Annotated in this window: 19 protein-coding genes; all 19 read left to right on the forward strand. The window is 61.9% G+C overall.

Annotated elements, in window-relative coordinates; genetic code table 11:
* The first annotated feature begins 24 nt into the window (after positions 1-24).
* The 19 genes from EV379_RS06080 (at position 25) to EV379_RS06160 (ending at position 16,052) form a co-directional block, all read left to right on the forward strand.
* Positions 25-1,290: a hypothetical protein gene (locus EV379_RS06080; protein WP_130505349.1), complete on the forward strand. Its 1,266-nt coding sequence runs from the start codon at positions 25-27 to the stop codon at positions 1,288-1,290.
* A 307-nt stretch (positions 1,291-1,597) separates the two neighbouring features.
* Positions 1,598-1,765: a hypothetical protein gene (locus tag EV379_RS17160; RefSeq protein WP_165397304.1), complete on the forward strand. Its 168-nt coding sequence runs from the start codon at positions 1,598-1,600 to the stop codon at positions 1,763-1,765.
* Between the two features lie 26 nt (positions 1,766-1,791).
* Entirely contained in the window at positions 1,792-1,929 is a 138-nt protein-coding gene (locus tag EV379_RS17165) for a hypothetical protein (RefSeq protein ID WP_165397305.1), read from the forward strand.
* A gap of 626 nt (positions 1,930-2,555) precedes the next feature.
* A complete protein-coding gene (locus EV379_RS06090) occupies positions 2,556-3,014 on the forward strand; it encodes a hypothetical protein (RefSeq protein WP_130505351.1) in 459 nt (152 codons plus the stop codon).
* Entirely contained in the window at positions 2,998-4,680 is a 1,683-nt protein-coding gene (locus EV379_RS06095) for a hypothetical protein (protein ID WP_130505352.1), read from the forward strand. The genes EV379_RS06090 and EV379_RS06095 overlap by 17 nt, the downstream gene beginning before the upstream one ends.
* 9 nt (positions 4,681-4,689) lie before the next feature.
* Positions 4,690-6,138: a phage portal protein gene (locus EV379_RS06100; RefSeq protein WP_165397306.1), complete on the forward strand. Its 1,449-nt coding sequence runs from the start codon at positions 4,690-4,692 to the stop codon at positions 6,136-6,138.
* Entirely contained in the window at positions 6,122-7,297 is a 1,176-nt protein-coding gene (locus tag EV379_RS06105) for a hypothetical protein (RefSeq protein ID WP_130505354.1), read from the forward strand. Before EV379_RS06100 ends, EV379_RS06105 begins: the two co-directional genes overlap by 17 nt.
* 114 nt (positions 7,298-7,411) lie before the next feature.
* Complete coding sequence (locus EV379_RS06110; RefSeq protein WP_130505355.1) at positions 7,412-8,035, forward strand: hypothetical protein; 624 nt, start codon at positions 7,412-7,414, stop codon at positions 8,033-8,035.
* An 18-nt stretch (positions 8,036-8,053) separates the two neighbouring features.
* Positions 8,054-8,899, forward strand: a complete 846-nt coding sequence (locus EV379_RS06115) for a phage major capsid protein (RefSeq protein WP_130505356.1) — start codon at positions 8,054-8,056, stop codon at positions 8,897-8,899.
* 14 nt (positions 8,900-8,913) lie between these two features.
* On the forward strand, positions 8,914-9,480 hold the full coding sequence (locus EV379_RS06120) for a head-tail connector protein (protein ID WP_130505357.1): 567 nt from the start codon (positions 8,914-8,916) through the stop codon (positions 9,478-9,480).
* On the forward strand, positions 9,477-9,881 hold the full coding sequence (locus EV379_RS06125) for a DUF6093 family protein (protein WP_130505358.1): 405 nt from the start codon (positions 9,477-9,479) through the stop codon (positions 9,879-9,881). Before EV379_RS06120 ends, EV379_RS06125 begins: the two co-directional genes overlap by 4 nt.
* Positions 9,881-10,321, forward strand: a complete 441-nt coding sequence (locus tag EV379_RS06130; RefSeq protein ID WP_130505359.1) for a hypothetical protein — start codon at positions 9,881-9,883, stop codon at positions 10,319-10,321. Before EV379_RS06125 ends, EV379_RS06130 begins: the two co-directional genes overlap by 1 nt.
* The gene (locus EV379_RS06135) at positions 10,318-10,749 is read left to right on the forward strand and encodes a hypothetical protein (protein WP_207226204.1); all 432 of its coding nucleotides are present in this window, start codon (positions 10,318-10,320) and stop codon (positions 10,747-10,749) included. The genes EV379_RS06130 and EV379_RS06135 overlap by 4 nt, the downstream gene beginning before the upstream one ends.
* 55 nt (positions 10,750-10,804) lie before the next feature.
* Entirely contained in the window at positions 10,805-11,020 is a 216-nt protein-coding gene (locus EV379_RS06140) for a hypothetical protein (RefSeq protein ID WP_130505361.1), read from the forward strand.
* On the forward strand, positions 11,010-11,519 hold the full coding sequence (locus EV379_RS06145; RefSeq protein WP_130505362.1) for a phage tail tube protein: 510 nt from the start codon (positions 11,010-11,012) through the stop codon (positions 11,517-11,519). The genes EV379_RS06140 and EV379_RS06145 overlap by 11 nt, the downstream gene beginning before the upstream one ends.
* Before the next feature lie 24 nt (positions 11,520-11,543).
* Entirely contained in the window at positions 11,544-12,089 is a 546-nt protein-coding gene (locus EV379_RS06150; protein ID WP_130505363.1) for a hypothetical protein, read from the forward strand.
* 170 nt (positions 12,090-12,259) lie between these two features.
* Positions 12,260-12,424: a hypothetical protein gene (locus EV379_RS17170; RefSeq protein ID WP_165397307.1), complete on the forward strand. Its 165-nt coding sequence runs from the start codon at positions 12,260-12,262 to the stop codon at positions 12,422-12,424.
* Between the two features lie 32 nt (positions 12,425-12,456).
* Complete coding sequence (locus EV379_RS06155; protein WP_130505364.1) at positions 12,457-15,294, forward strand: phage tail tape measure protein; 2,838 nt, start codon at positions 12,457-12,459, stop codon at positions 15,292-15,294.
* Positions 15,291-16,052 (forward strand): hypothetical protein, encoded by a 762-nt coding sequence (locus EV379_RS06160; protein WP_130505365.1) that lies wholly within the window; start codon positions 15,291-15,293, stop codon positions 16,050-16,052. Before EV379_RS06155 ends, EV379_RS06160 begins: the two co-directional genes overlap by 4 nt.
* Positions 16,053-16,061: the final 9 nt, after the last annotated feature.

Here is a 16,061-nt window from a genome sequence, read left to right on the forward strand (position 1 = left end):
CCTCACACAGAAGGCGGGTTCATTGTGGCATTGCTCGATGACCCCCAGTATGTTGCCGACTTGCGCTCGGAGCTGAGCAACGTCGCCATCGGAGCCAAATGGGGCACCTCGGAGAAGAGCGTGCGGCGGGCAAAGAAGAAGCTGCCCGCTGCGACTGTCGCCGGCGAAAGCAGCGAAGAATCGTCCGATGGTTCGAAGGTCGTCACGGCCATTCGAAACCGCCCGGTGACGCTCGCTGATGCACGCGCATGGATCGAAGCATCCGGTGACGACCCCGACGACTACGTGCTCTCCATTCGTTCGATCGCGTACGGGCTGGACATGTTCAGCAACCGCATGTCAGCAACCCCGAAACGCGGCCGCTCTGAAGCTGCCAGCACTGACATCGACCCGGTGGGCATCCTCGCCCAGCTGCGGTCAGAGAACGGCCCCCGCATCTTCTCAATGCTCGATGAGGGCGCCGACGAATCCACGTTCGTCATCTCCATCAACGATGTCCAGTTGGGTCAGTCCTACAATGGCGGCTCAGCAGCGACCATCGCCCGCTTCTACGAGTTCATCGCACTGGCCGTCAAGCGCATCACAGAGCTGCGCAAGATCGGCCGCAAGCTCGAACGCATCGTGTTCATCTTCGGTGGGGATCTCGTTGAGGGTTGCTTCATCTACCCCCACCAGATGCGCTCCATCGACCTAAACCGCAAGAAGCAGATCGAGGGCGTAGTTGCGCTCATCCTGCACGCCATCGACACACTCGCCCCACTGTTCGAGCGAGTCACCGCGCTCGCCACCAAAGGCAACCACGGCGAACACCGTGAGGGCGGCAAGAAGATCGACCTCAGCGACAACGACGACACCCTCTGCGTCGAAATGGCGAAACTCGCCCTCGAACGCGACCCAGACATGCAACACATCGACTGGATCATCGCCGACGAAGAAGCCGCCGTTTGGGCTCCCGTGTACGACTGGACGCTCGTAACCACACACGGCGACATCTACGCCAAAGGTGTATCCGGTGCCACAACCGAACGCAAAGCACACGCCTGGATCAAGAACATGGCTGCAGCATTCCGGAAGTTCGGACGCATCGGCCGTGCAGACGTGCTCATCACGCACCACTTCCACCACGACGAAATGGCCGACTGGGGCGACACGCTCTGGCGGCAGACAACGTCACAAGACCGCGGCTCACCCGAGTTCTCCCAAGCAACAGGGCAATACTCCGAACCCGGCATGCTGACGGGCGTGATGACACCAACGCAACGCTGGCAAGACGAAGCGGTACTGCGGTAACAAGACTTGCCAACGGCCCTCGGGTGCCGTCCATTGATGCGCGTCAGGCGCTAGAAGCAAGAACCTGACAACAGCTACTCACACTTGTCGCGGCGGGTGTGACGCGGATTCAACACAGGTAGCCCACGGGAGCCAAGTCGCGCCAAACTTCCCCCGCTATGTCGCTGTCCATTCGCGGCTACGGGCGAACGCTCGGATGCACACACATCCACGAGGACGGCGCCTTGGGAGCAAAAGGCCGGCACCACAACAACACACCGCGCGAGTCTCGACGGGTTTTATCGAGGCCAACAACTTAGGGAGCGTCATGGAGAGCCTGATCTGGTTCCTCAGCATCGTCAGCTTCTGGGCGCTGTGGTACTCCGCCCGTGATGCCGAGTGGAAGCGGCCCGCGTCATGGTTCGACCTCCAGCCCTACATGCGCCAGTCGAAGTCACAGACCGGACGCGCACAACAGAAGCGACGCAAGCGATAACCCGCACGGCTCACAAGGGAGTGACCATGACCGGCAACCTGCCCGACAACCCAGACGGATGGGCCGAGAAATACCCGTTGAGCAGGTACACGGAACTCGACATCGCTGATGAGGAAGGCGCATGGCTCCTTGTCAGCGCTACGGAGGTGGGGGCGGATGTCTGAACGCTACCGATGCACCGAATGCGACGACGAACACTCGAGCGAACTAGCCGCAGAAGAATGCGGCGACCGCGACCGAGAAGACGACCGCCGCACACGGCAATGGTTCGGACGAGGGCGCGAGTAGCAATCAATGCGTGTCTGCTCCAAGCATGGATGCCCCACCATCTACCCAGCCAGTGAAGGCAGTAGGTGCAAGACGCACAGGCAGCAAGCAAGGGCAGCACGCGTAGATAACAAGGTGTACTCATCCAAGGGGCACCGATCGTTCCGCAGCGCAGTACTCACACGTGACCCCATCTGCACATCATGCGAGCTGACACTCAGCACAGTCGCTGACCACTACCCACTCACACGCAGAGAACTCGTAGACGCAGGACTCAACCCCAACGACCCACAACACGGACGCGGGTTGTGCGCCAACTGCCACAACACACACACCGCAGCAACCTCACCAGGCGGATGGAACGACCGCACCTAGGCAGGACCACACAGGGAGCCCGAACGGGCGCCCAGTGGCCTCCTGTGAAGGGTGGGCCCCCACCCACGAACGGATACCACGATCTAGTCGCCGGTGAGGGCAAAAAAACCACAGACGGGTTCAAAAGGTTTCGGGAGCGGGTGATCTCATGGCTTCTGGTGGTGCTCGTTCTCGCAGTGGCCCTGCTCCTGATCCTGACTCTTACCGTTCGCAGAATCGCGAATGGATTGACCTGCCCGCTGCTGGTTTCAGCGGTGAGGTTCCCAACTTCCCCTTGGCTGGTGCCCTCGGCGTCGAGTCCGAATTGTGGGCTGAGCTTTGGTCGAAGCCTCAAGCTTCGGCGTGGTCTGCTCTCGGCTTGAAATATCAGGTTGCCGCGTATGTGCGTGCGTTCCTCGAGTCTGTTGAGCCGGAAGCTTCTGCCGGCCTGAAGACGGCTGTCCTCCGCATGGAGAACGAGCTCGGCATTTCGATTGCTGGCATGAAGCAGAACTTGTGGCGTGTGGCCGCGACTCCCTCGAGCACCTCTGAGGCGGTGAAGAAGCCCGCTGCGCGGAAGACGCCGACGAATAACTGGTTGGAGGCTGTCCGTGTCGAAGGGGCCTGAGTACACGATCCCTCCGCGGACGCAGACGCTGGGCTATCTGGCGATGTGGTGGATTGAGCATCACTGTGTTGTGCCTGATGGCGACAATGCGGGTGCATCGTTCGTCCCCTCGCTGGATCACCGCGTGTACATGGCGAACTGGTATCGGGTGAAGCCGACCGCGAAGCCTGGCGAGCGTGCTGCTGCGTTTGTGTACCGCATTGGCTTGTGGGTTGCTGCGCAGAAGGTGGGCAAGTCGCCGGGTGTTGCTGCTGAGACGTGCCTCGAGTTCGTTGGCCCCTCTCTTTACGATGGCCGCGCAGTCGAGGGCGAGATGTACATCTGCCCGTGGTCGGGCTGCCCGTGCATGGATGACCCGTACTTTTACGAGGCCGGTGAGCCTCGGGGTAAGCCGTGGGCTACCCCTCGCATCCAGCTCGCCGCCGTGGTCGAAGACCAGGTGGAGAACACTTGGGGCGCTCTCGTCCCGATGATCGATGACGGCCCCCTGGCGAACGTGATCCCGAAGACGGGTGAGGCGTTCATCCGCCACCCGAACAAGAACCGCGACTCACGCACTGAGATCGTCACCTCGAAGGCTGACGGCAAGCTTGGTGCCCGCATCTCGGCCGGCAAGTGTGACGAGACGGGACTTTGGAACGAGTCCAACTCGATGAAGAAGTTCGAGCGGAACTTGCGTCGTGGCGCTGGTGGCATGGGTGGCCGTGTCTCGCACTCCTCGAACCCGTATGACCCTGCTGAAAACAGTGTTCTGCAGGATCAGATGGAGTCACAGCTTCCCGACATCCTGAAGCATCACTTTCCGCCTCCTGCCGCTCTTGAGTTCAAGAAGAAGGCCGACCGGCTGCAGATCTTCCGCTGGAACTATGCGAGCTCACCTTGGGTGGACATTCGCACGGTTGAGGCTGAGGCTGTCGCTCTCATGGAGACGAGCCCCGCTGAGGCTGAGCGCTTCTACGGGAATCGCATCGTTGCTGGTTCGGGTACGTGGATGGACATGGCTCGCTGGACGCTCACGGGGCTTGATGGCCTCGAGGGGCGCCCGGAGCCGATCACGGTGTCTGCGCGCACGAAGGTGACTCTCGGGTTCGACGGGTCGGATAACAACGACCACACCGGCATCCGACTAGAAACGTTGGACGGTTACCAGTTCACGCCCACGTATGGGCCGGACAACAACCGGAAGACGTATTGGAAGCCTGCTGATTGGCAGGGTCGCATTCCTCACGCTGAGGTGAACGCGGCCGTCGATCAGATCGCTACTGAGTTCGAGATCGTTCGGGCCTACTGCGACCCGATGTTCTGGGAAACCGACATCGACAACTGGGGCGCGAAGTACGGCGAGAAGGTCTTTCTCAAGTGGGCGACGAACCGCATTTCGGCTATGCACGCGTCGCTCGAACGGTTCCGCACTGACGTGTACAACCCTGACGCGCAGTTCACTCACGATGCCGACCCTGACGTAGCTGTGCACATGCGAAACGCGATCATTCGCGCCCGCAACGTGGACAAGCTCACGGGGCTTCGGCAGTACATCCTCGGCAAGCCTGCCGATCACCAAAAGTTCGACCTCACGATGTCGTCGGTGCTTGCCCATGAGGCGCGCATGGATGCGATCGCTGACGGGGCACTAGATGTCCCGGCTGATAACTACGTCTACTTCTAGGAGGCCATTTTGGACGCTCAGGACGCCCGCCTCCAGACGGAGCGCATCTACACCCGGTTGAACGCACGCCGGCCTGACATCGAGAAGTCGGAGAACTACTACGAGGGCAAGCAGCCTTTGTCGTTCGCGACGAAGGAGTGGCAGGAAGCTAACGCTGCCCGCTATTCCGGGTTCTCTGATAACTGGTGCGGGACGATCGTCAACGCTGAGGCTGAGCGCCTGAAGCCGATCGGCCTGACTGGTGTTGGCGATGCCGGCGCGAAGTTGCTGTGGGATCAGCTGCAGTACAACGAGTTCGACATGCAGTTCTCGCAGGGTGTCATCACGTCGCTGGCTGCACGTCGCGTGTTCGTGATCGTATGGGGCGATCGTGACGGCGATGCGATCGTGACGTTCGAGCACCCCTCGAATGTGGAGATCGAGTACGACTGGGAGAACCCGCGGCTGCGGAAGGCTGCCTTGAAGACGTGGGTGGATGAGTCGAAGGAGTACGCGACTCTCTACACGCCTACCGAGCTTTGGAAGTTCGAGCGCCCCCGGCAGTCGGTCAAGAATGACCGTGACTCGCAGGCGCAGCAGTCGCGCACTGAGTATGCGGCGGATGGCGGCTGGCAGGCGCGCATCGCTGATGGCGACAACTCGTGGCCGCTGGCGAACCCACTCGGCGTTGTGCCGGTTGTGGAGCTCCCGAACCGGCCGACGCTCAAGGGCGATCCGATCTCGGAGATTCAGGGCGTCATGCCCATGCAGGATGCAATCAACCTGCTCTGGGCGTACCTGTTCCTTGCTGCCGACTACGCGTCGATGGATGCTCGTGTGATCCTGGGCGTTGAACCGCCGAAGATCCCCGTGCTCGATGCGACAGGCAAGGTCATCGGCACTCGCAATGTCGAGATGAAGGATCTCCGCGAGAAGCGGCTCCTGACGCTCACGGGCGAGAACGCGAAGATCGACTCATGGGATTCGGCATCGCTCGACATCTTCACGGACACGATCGAGATCGCGGTGGGCCACATTGCCGCGCAGACTCGCACCCCTCCGCACTACCTGGTGTCGAACAAGGGACTGTCGAACCTGTCTGGTGACGCGCTCACTGCGGCCGAGATTGGTCTTGTGCAGAAGTCGAACGAGTACATCTCGTTCACCGACCCCCAGCTGCGTGAAGTGCTGCGCCTGGTGGCGTTGGTGAAGGGCGAGAAGGCTCTCGCGCAAGAGGTTCGATTGTCGACCATCGTCTGGAAAGACCGCGAGATTCGTGCTGAATCCCAGTTGGCCGACGCGCTGAGCAAGTACAAGGCGCTCGGCTACCCGCTGAAGTACATCCTCGAGCTGCACGGCAAGGACCCGGACACCATCAAGAGGGTTCTGGACATGCGTGACGAGGAAGAGCGCGCCCTGATGCAGTTCGGCGTGCAGGATGCGATCGAATCTGAGGGTCAGGATGTCAACGCTCTCTGATATCGCGGCTGAGCATCAGCGGCGTCGCACGGTGACAACGGATAAGGCAACTGTTCGGGCGCTTCGGCAGTTCCGGCAGATCGACCCGGCGTTCTTGGATGCCGGTTGGGATCGGGTGTCGTCCGCAATGGTCGACACCGTGTCGGCTGCTCAGGTTGCTGCAGCTCGTCAGGCTGGCCCGTACCTGGATCGCGTTGCTGCGGCTTCAGGTGGGGCTCCTGAGCGTGCGCAGTTGGTGTCTGAAGCGTTCGGTGGAGTCATGCTGGACGGCCGCGAGGTTGGGCCGGCGATGTTCTCCGCTGTGACCACGACGAAGACGCTGGTCGGACGGGGCATGCCTGCCGCTCGAGCGTTCGAGGTGGGGGCATCGTTCCTTGCAGTCATCGTTGGCGCTGCAGTTCAGGATCTCGGACGGCAGGCAGACGAGACAATTGCGACGGGCCGCGGCTACACGCGGTACATCCGTGTCGTGTCAGCCGGTGCGTGCTCACGGTGCGCGATCCTTGCGGGTGGCGCAGAGTACCGGGCGCCATTCGAGCGTCATCCTCGTTGCAAATGCACCTCGTTGGCCGTGACGGATGGCGAAGGAACGCCTGCCGGGTTCTACGAAACCCCTAGCGCCTACTTCGACTCGCTGTCACCAGCTGAACAGGATCGGATCTTCACCCGTGGTGGTGCTGAGGCGATCCGTTCTGGCGCCGATCCGATCCGTGTTGTGAACGCTCGACGTGGTGCTGACGGGATCTCAACCTCTCGAGGCATCGGGCGCAACACGACTGCGAATAGTGGCCGGCGCATCCACCGGCAACAGATCGGCGTGAAGCCAGACGGAACACCCGTCATGGGCGTCACAACATCTGACGGCACGTATCGCGGCGGATTTCGGTCGACGCAGAACCAGATCGGTGTCGGTTCGCACCGTATCGACGGCAACCGCTACTCGGCCACGAAGCGCACACGCCTGATGCCGGAAACGATCATGGAGCTCGCTGACGATCTGCCCACCCGGCAACTGCTGCTGCGTGACGCCGGCTACCTCGAGTTCCCGGTTGGTGACACGAGCACAAACGCATGGGTGGCTAAGCGGCTTGAGTCGCAGATCGCTGACCGTGCCGCAGCCGACGCCTTCTATCGCAAGCTCGGCGTCTCCCTGGGCTAGCCCCAACAATCTTCCCCACTCCGGTGGGGAGCTGCGTGACGCAGCAATCACCCTTCGGGGTGTGTAACCGGCCCCGCGATGGGGCCTTTTCCATCCCACCTAGGAGTGATTCCAATGACAAACACTGATGAGTCCGTGACGGACGAATCAACCGAATCGACCGAATCTGTCGAGCAGACCGAAACCGAGTCTGAGTCGACGGAAGAGATCGAGCAGCCTGACCCGAACGCGGGCGCGCACAAGGCTCTCGTGGCTGAGCGCACTGCGCGCAAGGCGGCCGAGAAGGAGCTGAAGGCACTTCGGGACGCGAACGCGCTCAAGGACAAGCCCGCCGAGGAGCAGGCACTCGAGCAGGCTCGCATCGAAGCCCGAGCGGAAGCAACGGAGAAGGCCAACAAGCGCCTCATCGGTGCAGAGCTCAAAGCTGCTGCGACGGGCAAGGTCAAGAACCCTGCCCTCGCGCTGAAGCTCATCGACACGTCAGGGATTGACGTGGATGACGACGGCGAAGTCGATTCGGACGCACTCAACCAGGCAATCGCTGCACTGCTTGTCGACTACCCGGAGCTGGCCGCTGATGGCGGTTCTCGTTTCGGTGGTGGCGCAGATCAGGGGGCGAAGGGCAAAACGTCCAAGCCCGCGCAGCTGTCTGAGCAAGACATCAAATCCATGACTCCGGAGCAGATCGGCGCGGCCCGTGCGGCCGGCCAGCTGAACACGCTACTGGGGATCAAATAACCAAAGGAGGGAGCCCTCATGGCTCTTACGAACTTCATCCCCATCGTCTGGAACTCCCAGATGCTGCTCGACTTCCGCCAGGCAGCAATCGCGGCCAACCTCGTCAACCGCCAGTACGAGGGTGACGCGCGGTCGGGTAACACCGTCCGCGTGAACACCGCGGGCGCAATCGCGATCAAGGACTACAAGACCGGACTTCTCGAGTCTGCTCCTGGTGTCTTCATCCCGCGCACCACGAAGCCCGACGCGATCACCTCGACCAAGGCTGACCTGCTCATCGACCAGGAGAAGTCCTTCGACTTCCTGGTGGATGACATCGACCGTGCGCAGGCTGCTGGCTCGCTTGGCGAGTACACGCAGTCGGCTGCGGAGGGCATGGCGGAGGACGCCGACAAGTTCATCCTCGCCGGCCTGTCGACCACGAACGCCCACCTGACGGCCGCGGCCATCACCACGGGCGATCAGGCGTTCGACAAGATCGGCGACATCAAGAAGGCGCTCGACAAGGCGAAGGTTCCGACCAGCAACCGTGTCGCTGTCATCAACGCGGAGTACGCCTCCGTGCTGCTCAAGGCGTCGTCGCGCCTGACGAGCGTTGACCAGTCGGGTTCGCCGGCCGGTCTGCGTGACGGATACATCGGTCGCCTGCTCGGCATCGACATCTACCAGTCGGAGAACACCCCGAACGTCGCCAAGCCCCAGGTCATCGCCTGGTACAAGCCGGCCTTCTCGTTCGTCTCGCAGATCGAGAAGACCGAGGGCCTGCGCCACGATGACTCGTTCTCTGACCGTCTGCGTGGCCTCCACGTGTACGGCGCGAAGGCGTTCCGTCCGACCGGCATCGTCGCGTTCACCGCAAGCTAACTAGGAGGTCTGTGATGGAAGCATTCGCTACTGCAGCAGAGCTCGGGACGAGGCTCAACCGGACTTTCGAGGCCGGCGCTGAAATCGAGTGGATCGATGAGCTGCTGGCGGATGCTTCCGCACACCTCCGATCGGTCATTGGGCAGGAGGTTTTCCCGCGCACCACTTCGGAGTACGTTGCGTACCCGGATGGTGGGCGGGTTGACCTTCCCCAGTGGCCGGTGGTGTCGGTGGAAGCGGTCACCCGTGATGGTGGCGCCGTTGAGCACACGTACCGGCCGGGGTTCATCATGGTTCGTGATGACGCCCCCGTTGATGTGACATTCACGTGGGGTTACGCAGAGGCTCCTCGTGAGCTTGCCCGCCTCGCCTGCGTGCTCGTCTCCCAAACTCTTCTCCCGCTCGAGGCCAAGATCGGCCTCACCGCGGGCGGCCTGTCATCAGTTGCGATCGATGACTTCAAACTGGCATGGGCTGATGCCGGCGCATCGTCCGGCATGACCCTGACGGAGCATGCGGAGAAGGCGATCCGGAAGCAGTTCGGCCAGGGCGACATTGGCATTGTCGAGGCCCGCTGGTGAGCGTCATCGGTGGCACGGTTTCGATGGGGCGCAGTTGGGCTGAGGCTCGCATGCTGGACTCCTGCATTGTCGGCCTGAAGACGATCACCCCGGATCCGGACACCCTCGAGGATGTCGAAACGATCACCGCTCATTACACGGGCAAGTGCCGGATCTCGTCTACGTCGAACGCGGTGACGGATAAGGATGCGGTTGGTCAGGTGTTCGCGGATGAGTCGCTCATCTTGTCGGTGCCTGTAGCGACGGCTGGTCTGATTCGCACTGATGACACGGTGTGGATCACGGCGGTTGGTCCTGTTGCTGGCAATCCTGCGATGGTTGCTCGTGAGTATCGTGTCGCGGGCCTTGCTTCCACCTCACAGTCAACTGCTGCCCGGTACTCGATCGAGCTGCTGAGCTGATGGCTAGCGAATCGGCTGAGGTACGTGCTTTGGCGGCTGATCTGGCAGCGATCGCTGGAACGATGCCGGGTAAAGCTCGTCAGGCTTTCCAGCAGACGTTGATCCGCACGAAGAAGTCCTATGCGGATGATGCGAAGAAATCGATGCCTAAGAGTGTCGCGAAACGCTACACGCCGACGATCGACTACACCATCTCGAAAGGCGAGACGCCGGACGCGCTCGAGGGCGAGGTTGGCCCGAACATCGAACGCTATGGCGGGAAGTCTGGCAAGGGCGGGCTGTTGCCGTCGTTCGGTTTCCTCGATGACCCTGACGCTGCAGGCGGCATCCGCACGGCCCCTAGCCGTGCCCGTCAGCGTGCGGAGAAGTTCGCGGCCGACGAGCTGGTCAAGGGCATTGAGATCGCCGCTGAACAGTCGATGAAAGCGAGGGGCCTGTGATTCGAGAGCATTTCGCGGCCGTTAAGGCGCGCATCGAAACTGACACCACGTTGGCCGGCAAGGGTTACGACTCAGCACGCCTCGATGGCACAGGCGGCCTCGTTCGCGAGACGTACTGGATTCTCTATGGCGGCGGCCTGGATGAGCTTGACGACAACCGGTTTACGGCGACGCAGCGGGCGAACTCGCGGGGCGATCTGACGTACACGGTGCGCGCAGTGTCGACTACCGCTGATGTCGCTCGCTCGGTCACTGCGAAGGTGGCGGCCAAGCTGCTCGGGTTCGTGCCAGTTGTGGCTGGTCGCAAATGCGATCCAATCCGGATGCCCCCTGGCGGCATGGACGACGTAGAGGACGACAACTCGGTGAAGCCGCCGATGTTCTACCAGGACACGGAGTACGTGCTGCGGTCATCCCCGGCCGCCTAACCAGACCCTTTGGGCCTCGCACTTGCGGGGCCCTTTTCTATGCCCGGAGGTGCACATGGCGCAGTTCATTCGCGTCCGAGACAAGGCAACGAAGCACGAGTACGACGCCCCGCTAGGGGAAGTCAACCGTGCCCCAGATCTGTACGTGGTGATCGATGACGAGCCGGTGAATGCACCGCGCCCGCCTAAGCACTACGTGAAACCTGCGAGCACGCAGGCACCGAAACCGTCCGTGGGCAAAACCAAGAAGGAGACGCCTGATGGCTCTTGAAGAAATCCCTGAAGGCGTCGTAAGTGACGGCAATGGCCTCGTGCTGTTCGTCCCGACGATCGCCAACCCTGCAGCGCCGACCGTTGCGGAGCTCTCCGCGGGCACGGTGAAGAAGCTGACGTACTCGATCACGGGTGATGGCTACAACCACACGGTGACGATCAACAAGGTGACCGCGAACCGGCTGACACTGAAGCAGCAGATCCAGTACGACGGCACCGAGACCGATGACCTGTCGATCACCTACGTGTACACGAACACGGAAGACGATGTGATCCGCATCGCACTGCCGCAGGGCACGACCGGCTACATCGTGGAGCGCTGGGCGATCCCCAACGAGACGGCGATCACCGCCGCACAGATCGTGGATGTCATCCCGATCAAGGCATCCGTGCCGACCAAGAACGCACCCGTCACCAACCAGGAGCTGACTCGCACTCAGGCCCTGAACGTGACGGGCACGGTGCACCGCGACGTGGTTGTTGTCGCTGGCGCCTAGCTAGACCCCTGCCGGGCGTAAACCATGCCCACGGAGCGCCCGGCAGGCTCCTCCTCATCTGTGGGCTTATCCGTGGGAGATTTTGAAATGACTGCACTGTCTGATGCGATTGCCGCCCAGAAGGTGGCCCGTGCTGCTGGCCGTGAGACTGACACCGTTGAGGTGCTTGTTGGCGACCGGCTGACCACTCTGAAGTTCACGGAGATGGACGGCCTCGAGTGGCGTCGCATCGTTGAGCTATTCCCGCCTCGTCGCGGGGTGCAGCTTGACGCTCGCTACAACTACAACACTCTGGAAGGCTCCCTCGAGGGCGCGAAGCACAGCGGTGTCGAGCTGATCGAGGGCGAGGAAGCCCCACCGCTCAAGGTCGATCTCGAGGCGAATCCGCCAGTTGACGAGTGGGCTGACATGTTCTCGGTGCTGTCCAGCGCTGACCTGAACCTGATCGCCGCAACGCTGTGGATTCTGAATGAGTACGCGCCGAGCGAGCGGAAGGCCAAAGCAAAAAAAGCGTTGACGGCGCCGGCAAAGCCGAAGCGCGCCTCGCGCGCGAAGTCGGTGTCCCGCTAAGCCAGCTGCGAGGCCGGGAGCCGATCGTCTCGACGTTCTATGAGTATGACGAAAGCGGCCGGCTCATCGCCTCGCACTCCATTTCGGAGCCCCGGTTTACCCCGGAGGACGTGGCCGTGATGCTCGAATCCGCTGCGTTCGATCGTGACTTGGGCCCACATGGTTACCCGATGTCGCTCGCAACTGACCCCGCCATTCGGGGGCGCATCAAGGTCGACGCAACTGTCGACTTCATCGAGCAGGCGATCCGCAACAAGCAGGACGCATACAAGAAGGATTACGGCCACCAAAACCAGAACGGGTTCCTGTTCTCGGCGGTGGTCGACAAGCCATAACCACATTTCAATAGCGCATCCCGGAGGTTGTCATGGGTAAACGGGTTACCTCAGTTGATCTCCGGTTGCAGTATGCCGAGTTCGTTGGCGGCATGGAGAAGTCCGCGCAGAAGGTGCGCGAGCTGGGCACGGAAACCGAGAAGCTGGCGGCGAAGAAGGAAGCGTTTCAGCAGCTCGGAACTACGGCTCTCGCGGTGGGCACGATGGCTGCTGTTGGCGTCGGCCTGGCGGTTGCGAAGTTCTCCGAGTTCGATGCGGCAATGTCGTCTGTTCAGGCAGCCACGCACGAGTCGACGGGCAACATGCAGCTGATGCGTGAGGCGGCGATCGAGGCTGGCGCTGACACGGTGTTCACGGCCACTGAAGCAGCGAATGCTGTTGAGGAGCTGGCGAAGGCTGGCGTGGAGACTGCCGATGTTCTCGGCGGCGCTCTGGCCGGGTCGCTCGATTTGGCTTCGGCTGGCGAGCTGGGGGTTGCTGAGGCTGCGGAGATCGCGGCTACGGCGATGACTCAGTTCAAGCTGGCGGGCAAGGATGTCCCGCATATTGCTGACCTGCTCGCTGCGGGTGCTGGCAAGGCGCAGGGTTCTGTTCAGGATCTCTCGATGGCGCTCAACCAAGGCGGCCTTGTGGCGGCTCAGACGGGGCTGTCCATTGAGGAAGCCACCGGAACACTGTCTGCGTTCGCTTCTGCGGGCCTGTTGGGCTCCGACGCAGGCACGTCGTTCAAGACGATGCTGCAGCGCCTTACGCCGCAGTCTGCGGAAGCGCGCGAGAAGATGGAAGAGCTTGGCATCTCCGCCTACGACGCCCAAGGTCAGTTCGTCGGCATGGAGAAGTTCGCCGGCATCCTGCAGAAGTCGCTCAAGGGGCTCACCCCGGAGGCGCGCAACGCAGCACTCGGCGTCATGTTCGGCTCGGATGCGGTCCGTGCAGCAGCCGTCGTTTTCGAGCAGGGCGCTGAGGGCATCGGCGAGTGGATCGACAAGGTTGACGACGCGGGCTATGCGGCGCTCACTGCACGCATCAAGCTCGACAACCTGAACGGCGACGTTGAGAAGCTTGGGGGTTCGTTTGACACGGCCCTGATCCAGTCGGGTGCCGCTGCGAATGACGTGCTGCGGAGCCTCACGCGGACGGCAACTGAAGCTGTCGATGCGTACAACGAGATGCCCGACTGGGCGCAGGGTGTAGCGCTGAGCATCGGAGGCGTGACCGCGGCAGTCGGGCTTGGCTCGGCCGCATTCCTGCTCGGTGTCCCGCGAATCGCGGCATACCGTGGTGCTCTTGCCACACTCGGCCCAACCGCCCAGAAGACGGCTGCGGCCGTTGGCTTGGTCGGCAAGTCGGTCGGTGTGGTCATGGCCCTCGGGTTCGCTCACGAAGTCCGCGGCTGGGCTCAGGATCTCACTGGCGCAACTACGAGTGCTGATGGGTTCGTGAAGGCACTCGACAACTCGGCCTCCGCCTCTTCGATTCTCGACAAGGCGCTCGGCGGCAACGAGCTCGACGTTTTTGGTTCACGCGCCGCCAAAGCGCGAGGCAACATTCTGCAACTGACAGGCGGCATGTCTGGCTTCAACAGCGTGTTCGCTGACGTGCAGAACTCGCTCGTCGGCACGATCGCTGAGGTTGGCACGTTCGGCCTCATTGACACCACGCTGGGCACTTCGAAAAAGAACCTTGCCGAGCTCGACCAGGCGCTCTCTGTGATGGTCAACGGCGGCAACGTCGACAAGGCGAAAGAGGTTTGGGAAGCGCTCGTCAAGCAGACGGACGGCTCGAAGGAGTCGATCAAGAAGCTCAAGGAGATGTTCCCCGAGTATTCCTCTGCGTCGCGCGATGCGGCGAAGAACACTGAGGTCACGGTTGAGGAGATCGCCGGTCTTGATGACGTTGCCAATCGAACAACTGAATCGATCAGTGCACTTGCTGATGAGATCGCCGGTTTCGGAAGAGCTCAGTTCAATGTCAACGCGACCGCCCGTGAATTCGAGGCTTCGATCGATGACGCCGCCGCGGCCTTGCAGCGACAGAAGGATGCGTTTATCGAAGTCCAGGAGGAGGCGTACAAGGCTGCGAACGATGGCTCTCTTGACGGATTCGTTGGCACTCTGGATGGCTTCATTGCTTCCCTCGATATCGCCACTGAATCCGGGCGAGAGAATCAGGCAGCGCTCGACGCTATCGCGAAGTCTGCGAATGACGCAGCGGCAGCGATAGTCCTGAACGGCGGGTCAACTGACGAGTCAAGCGCGGCAATCGAACGCGGCCGTGAGGCGCTGGTCCTGCAGCTTGAGCAGTTCGGCGTCACAGGTGAAGCAGCTCAGGACTACATCGACAAGCTGTTGTCCACGCCGGCAGAGATCAAGACGCAGGCGGTTCTTATGGGCGTTGATCTTGCTCAGGAGCAGATCGATCAGCTTGTTGCGAACAACAGCGGGCGGGTCATCGACATTCAGACGCGGGCAACACTGCCTGACCTTAATGGCGACGCGTCGGGTTCGGGGCGTCCGGGGCTTGCTGACGGTGGCGAGATCCCCGGCAGTGGCGGGCCCCGTCAGGACAACATCCTGATTCGCGCCTCGGTGGGCGAGCACATGTTCGACGCTGAGGACGTGCGCCGCATGGGCGGGCAGTCGGCGGTGTACAAGTTCCGGCAGTCGCTCTACGACGGCGCCCAGCGTTACGCGGACGGTGGGGAGGTTCGCTACATGCGCTCGCCCCAGACCAACACGCCAGCCGTTGCCGCTAGCACCGGAGCAACGTACGCGCCGACTTGGCAAATCTCTGCGAACGGCACTGACCCGCTAGTGGTCGCAGCCGAGCTGGATGCAAAGCAGAAATTCCGGATGAGGAGCGGCTTGTGACGAACATTCGCGGCGCCGGCCTTGTGCTCCAAGGAGGCGAAGGGCATGAGGGGTTCTTCATCGATCACAAGGGAACGGCTGGCCTCTTCGGAGGGCTCAGCGTTCGCTCGTCATCGGTGGAGATCCCTCAAGACGTGGGCGAGTTCGACGTGCCCGTGTTCAAGACCGCTCGCTCGGTCGCGATCCAGGGAACGTGTGAGGCGTCGTCCCCGGAGCGGTTGGACCATTTCGCTCTGCAGCTTTCTGGTGCACTTGCTGATGGCAGTTTGGGGAGCTGGGTTTTCGACTTTCCGGGCGGCCCGCGCTGGGCCAATGGTCGGGTTGTGGGGCAGGAATTCGAGCCGGAAGTCTGGGGCGAGCTGGCGACATTCTTGCTGCAGCTGAAGTTCGCGAAACCGCAGCTATTCGGCAACATGAACACGGCCGCCGCGGCACAGTCGGTGACGATCTTCCACTACGGCAACTTCAAGGCTTCCCCGGTGCTGGTGATCACGCCGACCTCGAGCATGACCTCCGGGTACACGTTGAATCTCCCGGGCGGCAAGAAGGTCATTGTGACGCAGCCGCTGACAACGGGCCACGTTCACGAGTACAACACTGCGACTGGGCGCCTGAAGCTGGATGGCGTTCTGCAGGTTGGTGCTACGTCTCGCCGGGACACGATCGCGGTCAAGGGTGGCGCACAGGTGACGATCTCGATCACTGCGACCGTCGGCGCTGGCCTCATCACCCCGTTCACACCTGACACGTTCATTTAGGGGGTATCG

It is taken from the genome of Microterricola gilva (genome assembly GCF_004217495.1).
Taxonomy (GTDB): domain Bacteria; phylum Actinomycetota; class Actinomycetes; order Actinomycetales; family Microbacteriaceae; genus Microterricola; species Microterricola gilva.

Excerpts from the sequence above, each read along its gene's own strand:
- EV379_RS06110 (WP_130505355.1), top strand. The coding sequence starts at position 7,412 with ATGACAAACACTGATGAGTCCGTGACGGACGAATCAACCGAATCGACC.
- EV379_RS17160 (WP_165397304.1), top strand. The coding sequence starts at position 1,598 with ATGGAGAGCCTGATCTGGTTCCTCAGCATCGTCAGCTTCTGGGCGCTG.
- EV379_RS06090 (WP_130505351.1), top strand. The coding sequence starts at position 2,556 with ATGGCTTCTGGTGGTGCTCGTTCTCGCAGTGGCCCTGCTCCTGATCCT.
- EV379_RS06115 (WP_130505356.1), top strand. The coding sequence starts at position 8,054 with ATGGCTCTTACGAACTTCATCCCCATCGTCTGGAACTCCCAGATGCTG.
- EV379_RS06130 (WP_130505359.1), top strand. The coding sequence starts at position 9,881 with ATGGCTAGCGAATCGGCTGAGGTACGTGCTTTGGCGGCTGATCTGGCA.
- EV379_RS06105 (WP_130505354.1), top strand. The coding sequence starts at position 6,122 with ATGTCAACGCTCTCTGATATCGCGGCTGAGCATCAGCGGCGTCGCACG.
- EV379_RS17170 (WP_165397307.1), top strand. The coding sequence starts at position 12,260 with ATGTCGCTCGCAACTGACCCCGCCATTCGGGGGCGCATCAAGGTCGAC.
- EV379_RS06155 (WP_130505364.1), top strand. The coding sequence starts at position 12,457 with ATGGGTAAACGGGTTACCTCAGTTGATCTCCGGTTGCAGTATGCCGAG.
- EV379_RS06140 (WP_130505361.1), top strand. The coding sequence starts at position 10,805 with ATGGCGCAGTTCATTCGCGTCCGAGACAAGGCAACGAAGCACGAGTAC.
- EV379_RS06120 (WP_130505357.1), top strand. The coding sequence starts at position 8,914 with ATGGAAGCATTCGCTACTGCAGCAGAGCTCGGGACGAGGCTCAACCGG.
- EV379_RS06150 (WP_130505363.1), top strand. The coding sequence starts at position 11,544 with ATGCCCACGGAGCGCCCGGCAGGCTCCTCCTCATCTGTGGGCTTATCC.
- EV379_RS06145 (WP_130505362.1), top strand. The coding sequence starts at position 11,010 with ATGGCTCTTGAAGAAATCCCTGAAGGCGTCGTAAGTGACGGCAATGGC.
- EV379_RS17165 (WP_165397305.1), top strand. The coding sequence starts at position 1,792 with ATGACCGGCAACCTGCCCGACAACCCAGACGGATGGGCCGAGAAATAC.